11 protein-coding genes are annotated in these 13,016 nt (G+C 37.4%); 10 read left to right on the top strand and 1 reads right to left on the bottom strand.

Features of this window, described 5'->3' with window-relative positions:
• Nucleotides 1-38 precede the first annotated feature (38 nt).
• The 6 genes from brxL (at nucleotide 39) to SporoP17a_RS05155 (ending at nucleotide 6,991) form a co-directional block, all read left to right on the top strand.
• Nucleotides 39-2,072, top strand: a complete 2,034-nt coding sequence (gene brxL, locus SporoP17a_RS05180) for a protease Lon-related BREX system protein BrxL (RefSeq protein ID WP_083035912.1) — start codon at nucleotides 39-41, stop codon at nucleotides 2,070-2,072.
• Nucleotides 2,073-2,170: 98 nt separating this feature from the next.
• Nucleotides 2,171-2,593 (top strand): hypothetical protein, encoded by a 423-nt coding sequence (locus SporoP17a_RS05175; protein WP_208859813.1) that lies wholly within the window; start codon nucleotides 2,171-2,173, stop codon nucleotides 2,591-2,593.
• A gap of 68 nt (nucleotides 2,594-2,661) precedes the next feature.
• Nucleotides 2,662-4,425 (top strand): reverse transcriptase domain-containing protein, encoded by a 1,764-nt coding sequence (locus tag SporoP17a_RS05170; RefSeq protein WP_083033297.1) that lies wholly within the window; start codon nucleotides 2,662-2,664, stop codon nucleotides 4,423-4,425.
• Nucleotides 4,422-4,874, top strand: a complete 453-nt coding sequence (locus SporoP17a_RS05165; RefSeq protein ID WP_083033295.1) for an SMODS-associated NUDIX domain-containing protein — start codon at nucleotides 4,422-4,424, stop codon at nucleotides 4,872-4,874. The genes SporoP17a_RS05170 and SporoP17a_RS05165 overlap by 4 nt, the downstream gene beginning before the upstream one ends.
• A gap of 83 nt (nucleotides 4,875-4,957) precedes the next feature.
• Nucleotides 4,958-6,235: an IS110 family RNA-guided transposase gene (locus tag SporoP17a_RS05160; RefSeq protein WP_083030644.1), complete on the top strand. Its 1,278-nt coding sequence runs from the start codon at nucleotides 4,958-4,960 to the stop codon at nucleotides 6,233-6,235.
• 306 nt (nucleotides 6,236-6,541) lie between these two features.
• Nucleotides 6,542-6,991, top strand: a complete 450-nt coding sequence (locus SporoP17a_RS05155; protein WP_083033292.1) for an SMODS-associated NUDIX domain-containing protein — start codon at nucleotides 6,542-6,544, stop codon at nucleotides 6,989-6,991.
• Nucleotides 6,992-7,473: 482 nt separating this feature from the next.
• On the opposite strand, the gene SporoP17a_RS05150 is transcribed toward SporoP17a_RS05155, so the two are convergent.
• Nucleotides 7,474-8,370, bottom strand: a complete 897-nt coding sequence (locus SporoP17a_RS05150; RefSeq protein ID WP_083033289.1) for a LysR family transcriptional regulator — start codon at nucleotides 8,368-8,370, stop codon at nucleotides 7,474-7,476.
• 200 nt (nucleotides 8,371-8,570) lie between these two features.
• On the opposite strand from SporoP17a_RS05150, the gene SporoP17a_RS05145 reads away from it, so the two are divergent.
• The 4 genes from SporoP17a_RS05145 to SporoP17a_RS05130 all read left to right on the top strand — a co-directional run bounded on the left by SporoP17a_RS05145 (nucleotide 8,571) and on the right by SporoP17a_RS05130 (nucleotide 12,702).
• Nucleotides 8,571-9,806: a sodium/glutamate symporter gene (locus SporoP17a_RS05145; protein WP_083033286.1), complete on the top strand. Its 1,236-nt coding sequence runs from the start codon at nucleotides 8,571-8,573 to the stop codon at nucleotides 9,804-9,806.
• 22 nt (nucleotides 9,807-9,828) lie between these two features.
• Complete coding sequence (gene speB / locus SporoP17a_RS05140; protein WP_083033283.1) at nucleotides 9,829-10,773, top strand: agmatinase; 945 nt, start codon at nucleotides 9,829-9,831, stop codon at nucleotides 10,771-10,773.
• A gap of 397 nt (nucleotides 10,774-11,170) precedes the next feature.
• Nucleotides 11,171-11,674: a hypothetical protein gene (locus SporoP17a_RS05135; protein WP_083033280.1), complete on the top strand. Its 504-nt coding sequence runs from the start codon at nucleotides 11,171-11,173 to the stop codon at nucleotides 11,672-11,674.
• A gap of 80 nt (nucleotides 11,675-11,754) precedes the next feature.
• Entirely contained in the window at nucleotides 11,755-12,702 is a 948-nt protein-coding gene (locus SporoP17a_RS05130) for a vWA domain-containing protein (RefSeq protein ID WP_335695504.1), read from the top strand.
• Nucleotides 12,703-13,016 lie beyond the last annotated feature (314 nt).

The following is a 13,016-nucleotide window of genomic DNA, read 5'->3' as shown; positions in this document are numbered from 1 at the left end:
GAGGGGGTGTAATTGTGGAAGAGAAAGTGGAAGAAACGATGACGCTGGATCTTGATAAAAAGCTAAATGATGTGTTTGCTGGTCGTGTCGTTCGAAAGGACTTGACGAAGCTTATTAAAGAAGGGGCCAACGTTCCTGTTTATGTGCTTGAATACCTGCTTGGTATGTATGCGGCCACGGATGATGAAGAAAGCATACAAGAAGGCGTTGAGCGTGTTAAAAAGATCCTTACCGACAACTTTGTCCGTCCTGACGAAGCGGAAAAGATTAAATCACGCATTCGTGAATTAGGGCAGTATTCGATTATTGATAAAGTAACCGTGGCACTAAACCCGAAAATCGACACATATGAAGCAGAGTTTTCGAATCTTGGGCTGAAAGGTGTTCCAATTGCTTCAAACTTTGTGAAAGAGTTCGACAAGCTTCTTGTTGGTGGCATTTGGTGTATGGTGAAAATTGATTACTTTTATGATGAAGAAGTACGGGTTATGAATCCCTTTAGCGTGAGCAGTTTACAGCCGATTCAAATGCCGAATATGGACATCAATGAAGTGTTTGAAGGACGAAGGCAATTTACGAAGGATGAATGGATTGATGTGTTGATTCGTTCGACTGGAATGGAGCCGACCCAACTGGAGGAACGGGTGAAGTGGCATCTTTTGTTACGACTCGTTCCACTTGTCGAAAACAACTATAACATGTGTGAACTTGGACCCCGTGGGACAGGTAAATCGCATGTGTATAAAGAAATTTCACCCAACTCCATCTTAGTATCGGGTGGTCAATCCACTGTAGCAAACCTTTTCTATAACATGTCTACACGAAAAATTGGGCTTGTTGGGATGTGGGATTGCGTAGCATTCGATGAAGTGGCGGGGATTCGCTTTAAGGATAAAGACGGAATCCAAATAATGAAGGACTACATGGCATCAGGATCCTTTGCAAGAGGAAAAGAAGAGAAAAATGCATCTGCCTCTATGGTGTTCGTTGGTAATATCAATCAGAGTGTGGATGTACTACTGAAGACATCACACCTGTTTGCCCCTTTCCCAGAAGAAATGGCAAGTGATACGGCATTCTTTGATCGGATGCATTACTACATGCCAGGTTGGGAAATTCCGAAAATGAGACCTGACTTCTTTACGGATAAGTATGGATTTATCGTGGATTACATCGCCGAGTTCTTTAGGGAAATGCGTAAACGTTCCTTTGCCGATTCCATTGATAAGTATTACAAGCTTGGCAACAACTTAAATCAACGTGATACGGTAGCAGTTCGCAAGACGGTTTCAGGTATGGTGAAACTCATTTATCCACACGGTGAATACACGAAAGAAGATATTGAAGAAATCGTTCAGTATGCAATGGAAGGTCGCCGTCGTGTAAAAGAACAGCTTAAGAAGATTGGTGGTATGGAGTTTTACGATGTCATGTTCTCCTATATAGATAAGGAATCGTTGGAAGAGGAGTATGTATCCGTTCCCGAACAAGGTGGCGGTAAGCTCATTCCAGAAGGCATGGGCAAGCCAGGACATGTCTATGTCGTCGGTCATGGAAACTCAGGTATGATAGGCGTGTACAAGCTCGAAAACCAAGTTGTGAGCGGGACAGGGAAGTTTGACAAGTCTGGTGTTGGCTCTTATCGTGAAGCAAGAGAAAGCTTGGATACGGCATTCCGTTACTTCACAGCTAACAGCAAAAGTATCAGTAATGTCATTAGCACGAAAACAAAAGATTACCTCATGCATATCAGTGATCTTCAAGGCATCGGGCTGACAGATGAACTGGCTATTGCTGAGTTGATTGGATTATGTTCAAGTGCTTTGGACAAGCCTGTACAAGAGAGCACAGTTGTTATTGGAAACATGACTGTCGGAGGAACCATTGCCAAAGTGGAAGAGTTTGCGAATGTGCTTCAAGTATGTGTCGATGCAGGGGCTAAAAAGGTATTGATACCAGCGTCATCAGTGATGGACTTACAGACAGTTCCACCTGATTTGCTGGTTAAAGTGCAACCCGTGTTTTATGCCGATCCGATTGATGCGGTGTTTAAGGCTTTGGGGGTAAGTTGAAAAAGGTTAGGAACATAACGAAATAGAATGAGAAAGGGTCGGTTATGCCGATTCTTTTTTCATATGTACGGAAAGAAAAATAGGATGGAGAATGTATTATGAAAATATATTCAAGGGATTATACTACACTTACACAAGAAGAAATAGATGAATGGGAAGTTTTAAATGAAAAAGAGATTGTTCGTAGAATTGGAAAAGGCGACTTGGCTATTAGAAAAGGGCGTTACAGGGAGTATCCAGTAGCCGTAAGGCACTTTATAAGTTTGTACCCCAACAATCACCTGGATATTGTAGATTTACAACAAATTGAACAACTAACGACTTCAACAGAAGAGTTCCACCAAATAATTGTAAATCCAGCTTCAAATGAAAGATCAATACTAAACTGGATTCGTGAAGAAAAAGCATATTTTATTATTGCATCTATTATGAAAGGTTTTTATTCATTTGGGCATCATGATGCATTTAAAAACAGGTACCAGGTACACACGCAATTTGGAAACAATTCCGAATTGAACTAGAGTTGTGTGAGGACCTGGTACCTTTAATAATGATTTTTGTGAAGTTCAGAGAATGAGGAGTGTAGAATGTGAATATAAATGAAAAAGAGTTTATTAATTCAATTGATGACCATTTTTGGAAAGTAATTAGACGAGAAATAGAGTATTATGACATATTAGGTTATGAGGATATCGATAAAGAAAAATTTTTAAAAAGTCTACTTCAAAAGATTAATAACCATGATTATTCTGTTCAATCCTCATTTTATCGTTATTTTGCGAAAGGTAATGGAGTATTAAGAAAGACTAAATCCTTTTCGCTAGAAGATTTAGTTGTATATTACTACTGTATAAAGAAGATACAGGCCGATCTTTCATCTAAAATTACCGAGAATGAAAAGGTTTATGGAGGTTATCGAATTACTCCCAAAAGCAATGAAGAAAGTAAGAAGGATTTTATAGAGACTTTGTATATGAAAGATATGATAGAGCCATCAAAAATAAATTCAATAGATTTTGAAAATCTCACAAAAAAATACAAGGAGTATATAACTAAAATCAATAGTATACCTGACGAATATCAACCAAAGATTTCAAAAGCTAATTTTAGAAAAGATTGGAGTGAATATCAGAGACTAGCAAGAGAAGCTGGGAGTGCAAATTATAATAAATACATACATATTGATATAGCACATTTTTATGACGACGTAAATTTAAGCATACTAGAAAGAGACCTAAGAAGTGTTGTGAAAGATAATTCCAATATAATTGATTTATTATTTCACTTTTTACGTTCCTCCGATAGTAAAGACATTGGCTATTACCCTTCAAATACAGGCATTCCACAAGAAGAAATAGGTGAAATGTCCAGATTATTAGCAAACTTTTATTTAGCTAAATATGACACTGAAATTCTCAAATTCTTGAGAGTGAAATTTAAAGGAAATAATGATTTTCTATACACAAGATACTCTGATGATATGTGGATATGTTTTAATGGTGATGAATATGATGCATATGAAGTTATACAAAATTCTTCTCTACTTTTAGGTAAGTTAAAGTTACATGTTAATGAAAAGAAGACAAAGATCTTTACAAAAGCTATGTTTAAAGATCACTGGTATTTTAATGAATGGGATAAATTGAATAAAAGAAAAAAGGATGTGGAATTTTTAAAGAGTTTTTATTTTTCTATTATAGTGAATTCGAATAACAGAGGAGGGAGATGGCTTTCGATAATACGGTATACGTTTAAAGTAATTAGTTCAAAGGGGGCATACAGATTTGGAAGTAAAGGTGCAAAGAAATTTTTTAAAACAATATTGGAAAACCCTTCAATTGTGGAAAATGTTGAAACTGCACAAATTAATTTTGTTAAACAATTACTGGAAAAAAACCCTGATTTAATTTCAGATGCATTGTCCTTCCTTAATAGCAAAGCTAATATCTATCCACAATTTGAATGCTTTTTATTAAAAGTATTAAGTAAGGTAAAGAGAAAAGAATACAAAAAAGTAATTTCTGAATACCTCATAAATAGATTTCTTAGTAGTAATAAAAAAGATAACTTTAACTGGTTTGCTAGGTGTATCTGTATTAGTTATTTTATAGAAAATATAGATTTCATCAGAAGGAAGTTTGACTCTTCATTTAAATTTTTGTTAACGAAAATAAATTCTATAGAGTATGTCCCTAATAGTATTGAAAGAAGATATGTAATTTTCTTTCTACACTATTACTGCCTAGGTACTGGAAAAAGCATTTTAGATGAAAAATACAGTGAAGTGAATGACATAAGTTTCATCAAATACCTTAATGAGAAAAGGAGAAAGAGAGGAAAGGTTATCTTATGAAAAAAGTTGTTTTTTTCTCTATAACTTTTATAATCTGCATGTCATTAATATTTTATGTGGAAGGTGTTAGTCCTAATATAATTGCTATTGCTTGTGGCATAGTAGCTTCTATGATGATGAATTTAATTTTATATTTGTCTAATAACTATAAATTTATTAAGTTAATCTATAAGTCCAAAGTGAAATATAGAAATGAAGAAATAAGAGTATCGATCTCCTATTTATTTAGAATTAAAATAGATGGAAAGTATTTACTTGTAAAAGGCAATAGAATCCAACAATTTCAACCAGTTGGTGGGGTATATAAGAGGTATGAGGATTCTGATTACATATTTAATGAATTAGATGTAAAGGAAGATGTGAAAATTCCAGAAGATGATGCTAAAAAAAATGATTTAAGGATAAGGATAAAAGGAGCATTCCTGTTAGAAGCTTTTTCGGGGACTTGAACACAAAGAGCCCTCTTGGTATGATGCGGGGTGTCAAATCAGCACGAATTGACCCCTAATTTAAATACCAAGGAGGACTCATCATGAATTTTACGCAAAATGCAAAGATTAATCAAGTCACGGATCAGACGCTAGTTATCGGAATGGATATCGCCAAGCGCACACATTACGCCTGCATGGTCGATGAACGTGGCCTGATTCTTAAGAAATCGTTCCCTGTTCATCAATCAAGCCATGGGTTCGAATACTTCTATGAGTGTATTCTAAACGCTAAGAAACAATTTGGTAAAAGTGATGTCATCATAGGTATTGAACCTACCGGCCACTATTGGCTCAACCTGGCTTACTTTCTCGATGATCGGGGCATCCCCCTCGTCGTATGCAACCCCATGCATGTAAAGAAGTCCAAGGAGCTGGACGACAATCTTCAAACAAAGAACGATGCAAAAGATGCCCTCGTCATCGCCCGTTTGGTGAAAGATGGACGTTACAGCTACCCTAGAATTTTAAGGGAGACAGAGGCAGAACTACGGGTTGGTTCGACTTTGAAAGGTAATCTTACTGAAGAATTGAACGCGATAAAAAACAAGATGATTCGCTGGACTGATCGGTACTTTCCCGAGTTCCAAGGAATATTTCCAGCGTTTGGTAAAATGGCGCTAGCCGTTTTGGAATGTACTCCATTCCCATCTGAGATAGTGAATCAGGAACCGTCAGAACTACTGGCAACCTACCGGACGGTAGAGGGGATGAAATCTCCCCAGTTGCCGAAGACAAAAAAGCTCATTGAAAATGCACGTACTTCTATAGGCGTAACAGAAGGACAACAGATGGCCCGTATTGAAATTGCCACACTTGTTCAACGTTATCGCCAACTTGAGAAGGAACTGGCATCGCTTCAAGAACAGCTGACAGCGTTTATTCAAGCTACAGTTGAGTACGAGTATCTCCAAACAGTCCCAGGACTTGGAGACGCAACCATCATTGATTTACTATCAGAAATCGGCAGTTTCTCCCATTACGATCATCCACGCCAATTATTGAAACTTGCGGGATTGACGTTGAGGGAGAATTCTTCCGGACAGCACAAGGGACAGAAACGAATTTCTAAAAGAGGAAGAAGCCAGCTGCGTGCACTGCTCTTCCGTGTCATGATGCCAATGGTGCGGCATAACAAGGCATTTAAACAACTGCACGAGTATTACACAACCAGACAAGTGAATCCATTACGCAAGAAACAGTCCATTGTGGTTCTCTGCGGAAAACTACTGAAGGTACTACACGCAATCTGTACGAAACACATAGCGTTTGACGCTGAGCAAATGATGAAGGACATTCCTAAGCTCGATAGAGCTGCCTAAGCACGACATTCTGAGTGAATGACTAGAAAATTGGATGACACGGAGTAGCCGGCATGATATTTTCCATACGACCAATGAGTCCCTAAAGGAGCTTCGCCAGCCTCCGCCTTATGACTAGACCGAACGAAGGAATGTAGGCGCATTAGACGCCAAGAGACATGGGAGGGTACGTCATCATAAGCTATGCGGAGATCCAGAGTGCATCGTATATTGTATTAGCATCGCAACCAGTATTATCCAGCGATGACCGCGTAGCGTACCAAAGGCTGTTAGAAGATTCACATATTAAATTCAAAACGGTAACAAGTGTGTCAAAAATATATTTTTGGCGCCCTAACAACGGGTCAAACCGTTGATACATCAATATTTATAGAGGGAGGGAAATTATTAGATTTTTTGAATTGGTTTGAGGATGGAAAGGGGAGAGAGGTTTCCGCAGATAGAGAATTTAATGAAGAGATACTTTCTTCAGGATTAGTAGATAAAGATGGTTTTCCATATTTGAGATATAGATTCATTAAGAGAATTAAAGAAGAAATTAAATTTGATGAGCATTTTCAATGTCAGCAAATATTAATCGCAGATATATATGAGTTAATACTAGACGATTTCCAGCTATCTGAATTGAGAAAGTTAGGAAATAGTGATTCTGGTATGTTTACTTTATCATCTGAATCTGAAATCTCTAGACTTGGAGCAAGTTTGGATGGACAACGTAGATTACCAATTTCAAGAACTGCAAAATGGATTATTTAGAATAACCACCGAATAGTTTATGAAATATAAGCATATATTTAAGACTCTTAAAAAGCAGGTACCAGGTCCTCACACAAATCCCAAACAATTCGGGTGTCTGAAAACAGAAACCGAAGAGAAAAATACGGCTACTTGCAGCCAACAACATCTGGTGTTAGATCTCACATCTACTACTTTCAAATAAGTGCCGTGAATGTCCAATTATAAAAACGTAGCACCACCTCGATACAATCAGTGTATCGAGGTGGTGCATTTTCATATTTTGAAAAAATCAATAATCCTCCTCCTCACACATTGAGCAAAGTTCCAAGTCCTAACGCGAATTCATGTAGGGAACCTGCGTGAGCAACAACCATGATTGTTTAAACAATCATGAATGCATCTCACACAGATACTTTTCATGTAGCTGCAAGGTTCCAACACAAATCGGAAATAATTCTGAACTGAACTAGAGATATGTGCAACCCTGGTACCATCATCCATCACTTACGAACAATAATCTCATTAGAAAATTGAAGAGTAATATCAATAAAGTCTTGAATGGGAGGGGGGAGGTACCGTTCAGGCTGATAGACTAAATAAACCGTTCTTTTGGAAGAGAAATCTTTTATGAAGACTACGTTCCTTCTTTTCGATGGATTTAGGGCGAGGAAGCTCTCTGGAACAACCGATATTCCTAGTCCATTCTCCACAAGGCTACATGCAGTTTCTAAACTTTCTGTTTCGAATTCTACTGACGGTGAAAAGCCTACATGCTCGCATGCTTTAATAAATGTTTCTCTAATTTTAAAACCTTCCAAACTGTGAATAAATGTTTCGTCTTTCAAATCGATAATTTCAATACTGTTCAGATTTTTAAATCGATGATCCGGAGGTGTTAGTAATACGTAATTTTCCTGGAAGATAGGTATATATTTGAAGTCGTTGTGATCATTAGCTATAGAAGTGATTCCTAGATGAATATCATAGCTCTCTAAACTTTTTACAATATCACTCGGTCCTAATTCCCGCACTTTCATCGATACAGCAGGATATTTGCTTTTAAAAATTCCAATCATATGGGAAATGAAATACCGGTATGATTCGATCATTCCTAGATTAATTTTGCCTTTACCTACATTTCTTGCATCCTCCATCTCTTTGTAAATCTTATTAAATAACCCCAATACATTCTCCGCATGTTTATACAAAATTTCCCCTGGTTCCGTCAACTTCAAATTTTTCGTACTTCTTTCGAACAAAGTACATCCCAGTTCATTTTCCAACGTTTTGATTGTATTGCTCAAAGCTGGCTGTGAAATATGTAATTGTGTTGCAGCTTTTGTAAATTGTCCGCATTCTGCAATGGTATGAAAATGCTTTAAAGAGCGAATGTCCATTTTAACACCTCTTCTTTATAACTATAATTTATTAATTTATAATATTTCGATATTAGACATTATATATCTGCTATTATACAATTTCAACTAGATGGAGTGTTTAGAAAGTTCCGATTCATTAAATTTCATTTTTTATGGAATTACCCTTAGCTCCTGAGCAAAAAGCGATGTTTAGCGACAAATAGGAAGGAGGAACTGCTATGTCATCGAGTAGAAGTGAGAATGGAATGCTAATCCTGGATGTCGATATGATTACATTTACTGCTATCGGGGCAGTGTTACTAATCTTGGGGACATGGATTGTAAAAAGATATGAATTTCTTTGGAAGTATTCCATTCCAGGACCTGTAATTGGAGGTTTTGGATTTTCACTATTAATGTGGGGAGCTTATGAATTAGGGCTTTTTGAGTTTCAATACGATAATACACTCTATGATTTATTCATGTATGTTTTCTTTGTAACAATTGGCTTGTCTACCGGCGTGTCGATTTTGAAAAAAGGCGGCAAATTGCTTTTGATTTACATGTTGGTGTGTTGGTTCCTGGCGATTTTGCAAAACGGTATTAGTATCGGTGCAGCATGGCTGACAGGCATTAATCCACTCTCTGCATTAATGGCAGGACAGGCATCTATGCAGGGCGGTCATGGCATGGCAGGCTCACTTGCTCCATTGATTGAGTCATTCGGTGAATCAAATGCACTTACAATTGGTATGGCTGCTTCAACATATGGACTAATAGCAGGCTCGTTAATTGGGGGACCTGTTGGCAATTGGCTGATCTCTAGAAAAAATTTGAAAATCCAAACTGACACTGCTGATTTGACTGCGCTTGCAAGTGAGATTGAAGAGAAGAAGACCGCGATTACTTGGCAAAATATAATTATAGAAGGCTCTTTAATCTTTATCATATTGGCCATTGGTTTGCCTACAGCACAATGGATTACAAATGTGACTGGCTTCTCTATCCCAGGCCATATATTTAGTCTATTCCTAGGAATTATTTTCCGCTCAATTAATGAGCGAACGTCATGGGTGCCTACGACAGACACAGCAATGGATATGATTTCAAATGTTTCATTGAACATGTTTTTAGTAATGGCCATGATGAAATTGAAATTATGGGAACTGTACGATCTGGCTCTTCCTTTAGCAGTAATACTTGTTTTGCAAACACTAGTCACAATGGCAGTTGCAGTGTTCATCCTATACAGATTACTTGGGAAGAACTATGATGCAGCTGTTATGTCAGCAGGATTTATTGGACATGGGTTAGGAGCCACGCCAAATGGATTGGTTGTAATGAATGCGATCTGTACGAAATATGGCGTCTTTTCAAGGAAAGCGTTTATCATTATCCCGGTTGCGGGAACAGTTTTGACAGATATCGTCGGAGTACCTATGTTTGTATTTCTTGCAAACCTTTTAGGAAATTAAACTAGTAATGGAGGAATAACAAATGGAAAAAATTAATATGCCAATCACAGGAATTTGTTCTTTTGCTAAGTATCCAATCTGCACGGACTGGGAAGAAATTGACGCAGACATCGCAGTTCTAGGGGTTCCGTATGACACGGGCGTTGGCTTTTTAAGCGGCTGTCGATTTGGGCCTAGAAGAATTCGGGAAGTGTCCACGCATTACGCACGTGGCAGTGCAGGATTTTACGATCCGGAACGGGATGAAGTATTTTTAGGCGGAGATGTAAAAATCGTGGATGCAGGAGATGCGGATGTCATCCATGGAGATATAGAGCAAGCATTTACTGCAATTGAATATGCTGTAGCAAAAATCCGAGAAAAAGGTGCCATTCCTGCAATTATGGGAGGAGACCATTCGATTTCCATTCCTGTTGCACGCGCATTAAAAGATGAAGGTGACATCACAGTCATTCAATTAGATGCACATTTAGACTGGTCAGATGCACCAGGCGGACAAACTTTAGGAAACGGTAGCCCTATGCGCAGAATGTCTGAAATGGATCATATTAAAGATATGGTACAAATCGGTTTGCGTGGATTAGGGAGTAGTCGAAAAGAAGATTTTGACGCAGCAAAAGCTTACGGTAGCGAGCTAATATCAGCACGCGATTCCGCTAAGTTGGGTGTAGAAGGTATACTTAATAAAATTCCGAAAGCCGATAAGTACTATGTGACTATAGATATTGACTGCTTTGATATTTCATTGGCTACGGGTACAGGGTCTCCTTCACCTGGAGGGTTCTCATTCGATTTCCTAAATGACATTTTAATTGGAATCGCTGAAAAAGGAAACGTAGTTTGTTTCGACCTAGTTGAAGTTGCTCCTCAATATGATCCTACTGGTGCCACGACTCGGGTAGCAGCTATGACAATGCTGAATTTCATGGGCCATATACTTAAAAACAAAGAAAAACACACTGACTGATAGAAACTACTATAGCCATGCAGCGAATATATTTTATTCGCTGCATGGCTTTTTGTGTTGGTGTTTTTCTTGAAAGTAAATTTGAAACTATTCTTGTATTTACGCGTCTGTAGGGTACTCCGATGAAGATGAAACGAAATTCAGCAGGCAGAGAGTACATGAAAAATTTGAAATAGAATACATGTATGATAAACAATTTTTGAAAGGGGGTACCTGTGTGAGGAACAAACGTGAATGTATAAACAATCATAAAATTTTGGTACAACTAGATTGCTGTATTGATTATGAAAAGCATCAACGCCAATTATATGACGTTGATGCTTTTAACATATAAAACATAGTAAAATGAATGTAGCTTTAATTAATCATACGCCATAAAAACAGTCAGGAGGTTTCCATGTCACTCCCCAAAGTAACCGAACTACTACTCGAACAATATATAAATGACAACTACGTAGATGAAGTTGTTATATATTCACAAGTTGTATATTCCGAAGTACTCGAATCAGAAGTGCAGATGCAAGAAAGTACACGCAGCTTGGAAGACGTACTAGAGCAAGTGCACGAAACATTTTCAGAAATGTTGTTGCGTACAATTGATGAGAAGGGAATGACCGATAGTGAGACATATAAAAAAGCACAAATTGATCGAAAGTTATTTTCGAAAATCCGCAATAATAAAGAGTATAAACCGAGTAAGTCCACCGTGCTTGCGTTCGCGCTTGCCATGCAATTAGATTTGGACGAAACGCAAGATATGTTGCTGCGGGCGGGATTCGCTTTATCTCCTAGCAGTAAGTCGGACTTGATCATCAAGTTTTTCATTGATCAAGGAGTTCATGATATATTCCAGATCAATGAAGGGCTATTCGCTTTTGATCAAAAGTTATTAGGAGTATAAATCTGTCGCTTTGTAAGCGACCTGACAGTCATTCCTACGTGATATTCTCAACTTATACTAACGTTGAGGAGGAATACATTATGAAAAAAGGTATAACAGAATTAGTTTTCATTCTAGATAGAAGCGGTTCAATGAGTGGACTTGAAAGTGACACGATTGGCGGCTATAATGGAATGCTTGAAAAGCAGAAAAAAGAAGAAGGACAAGCACGTGTCACGACTATTCTCTTTGATGATGCATATGAATTGCTGCAAGATCAAGTCGATCTCCAGGCCATTCAATCGATGACAAGCAATGAATATTATGTCAGAGGCATGACTGCATTATTGGATGCTATTGGAAAGACTATTCTCAGAATTAGTCATGCGCAAAAGAATGCATCTGACGAAGAGCGTGCAAGAAATGTACTGTTTGTCATAACGACAGATGGATTGGAAAATGCGAGTAGCGAATTTACTTACGATAAGATTCGGAAACTCATCGATTTCCATAAAGGCGAGCAAGGGTGGGAATTTATTTTCCTGGGTGCGAACATCGATGCTATTGCAACTGCCAGTCAATTTGGAATTTCACAAGATCGTGCAACGAATTTCCATGCAGATGGTGACGGAACTGAATTGAATTATGACGTAATTAGTGAAACCATCAGTTCATTCAGAGCACATAGCGAAATAAAAGAAGGTTGGAAAGAGCGAATCGAAGAAGATTTCAATACTAGGAGTTTGAAGAGTAAAGAGGATACAAGTATTCGTACAATTAATTTAATAACTCCTCACTCAAATAGTACTATTCGAAAGGAGTTTACAATGCAATTTAAAGAATTTCTAAAAAATAATTATAATCTTAGTGAGAAATCTGCGTGCGATTATGTTTCAAGAATGAATGGAATACTAGACAGGAATATATTTAATGGTGAAAAACAGATTACACCTATTATGGAGCATTCCATTGAGAGGGAATTTAAGAAATCAAAAGGACATTATATGCTCGCTTTAAAAAGGTATATTGAATTTGAAGATCAAATGTGATCTAAACATGCTGCACGAGAACCAATTTTGAAATCATCATGTGCTTGATTGTGATTAATATTTCTATTAGCAATATGAAATCAAGAAGATACCTATGTAAGAAATGAACGTGAATGTTTAATCAATCATTAAAGCTTCGTGCAAAGGCTTTTTAGTACCAATGAAGAGTTTATATATGCACACTAGTATTTCTACTGGTGTGTTTTTAGTATTTATTAAATTCATTAATTTCTTCCAATTGTAGATACTACTACGTTATTCGACTATCATATTTTGGGAGTATTGTTATAATTGGTACTAAAGAATAGAAAATA

Origin of the sequence: Sporosarcina ureae (assembly GCF_002082015.1) — a bacterium.
GTDB classification, from domain to species: Bacteria; Bacillota; Bacilli; order Bacillales_A; family Planococcaceae; genus Sporosarcina; species Sporosarcina ureae_A.
This window is presented reverse-complemented; position numbering and strand designations above follow the sequence as displayed.

Coding starts and splice junctions, on each gene's coding strand:
- brxL (WP_083035912.1), top strand. CDS start 39: ATGACGCTGGATCTTGATAAAAAGCTAAATGATGTGTTTGCTGGTCGT.
- SporoP17a_RS05175 (WP_208859813.1), top strand. CDS start 2,171: ATGAAAATATATTCAAGGGATTATACTACACTTACACAAGAAGAAATA.
- SporoP17a_RS05165 (WP_083033295.1), top strand. CDS start 4,422: ATGAAAAAAGTTGTTTTTTTCTCTATAACTTTTATAATCTGCATGTCA.
- SporoP17a_RS05160 (WP_083030644.1), top strand. CDS start 4,958: ATGAATTTTACGCAAAATGCAAAGATTAATCAAGTCACGGATCAGACG.
- SporoP17a_RS05150 (WP_083033289.1), bottom strand. CDS start 8,370: ATGGACATTCGCTCTTTAAAGCATTTTCATACCATTGCAGAATGCGGA.
- SporoP17a_RS05145 (WP_083033286.1), top strand. CDS start 8,571: ATGTCATCGAGTAGAAGTGAGAATGGAATGCTAATCCTGGATGTCGAT.
- speB (WP_083033283.1), top strand. CDS start 9,829: ATGGAAAAAATTAATATGCCAATCACAGGAATTTGTTCTTTTGCTAAG.
- SporoP17a_RS05135 (WP_083033280.1), top strand. CDS start 11,171: ATGTCACTCCCCAAAGTAACCGAACTACTACTCGAACAATATATAAAT.
- SporoP17a_RS05130 (WP_335695504.1), top strand. CDS start 11,755: ATGAAAAAAGGTATAACAGAATTAGTTTTCATTCTAGATAGAAGCGGT.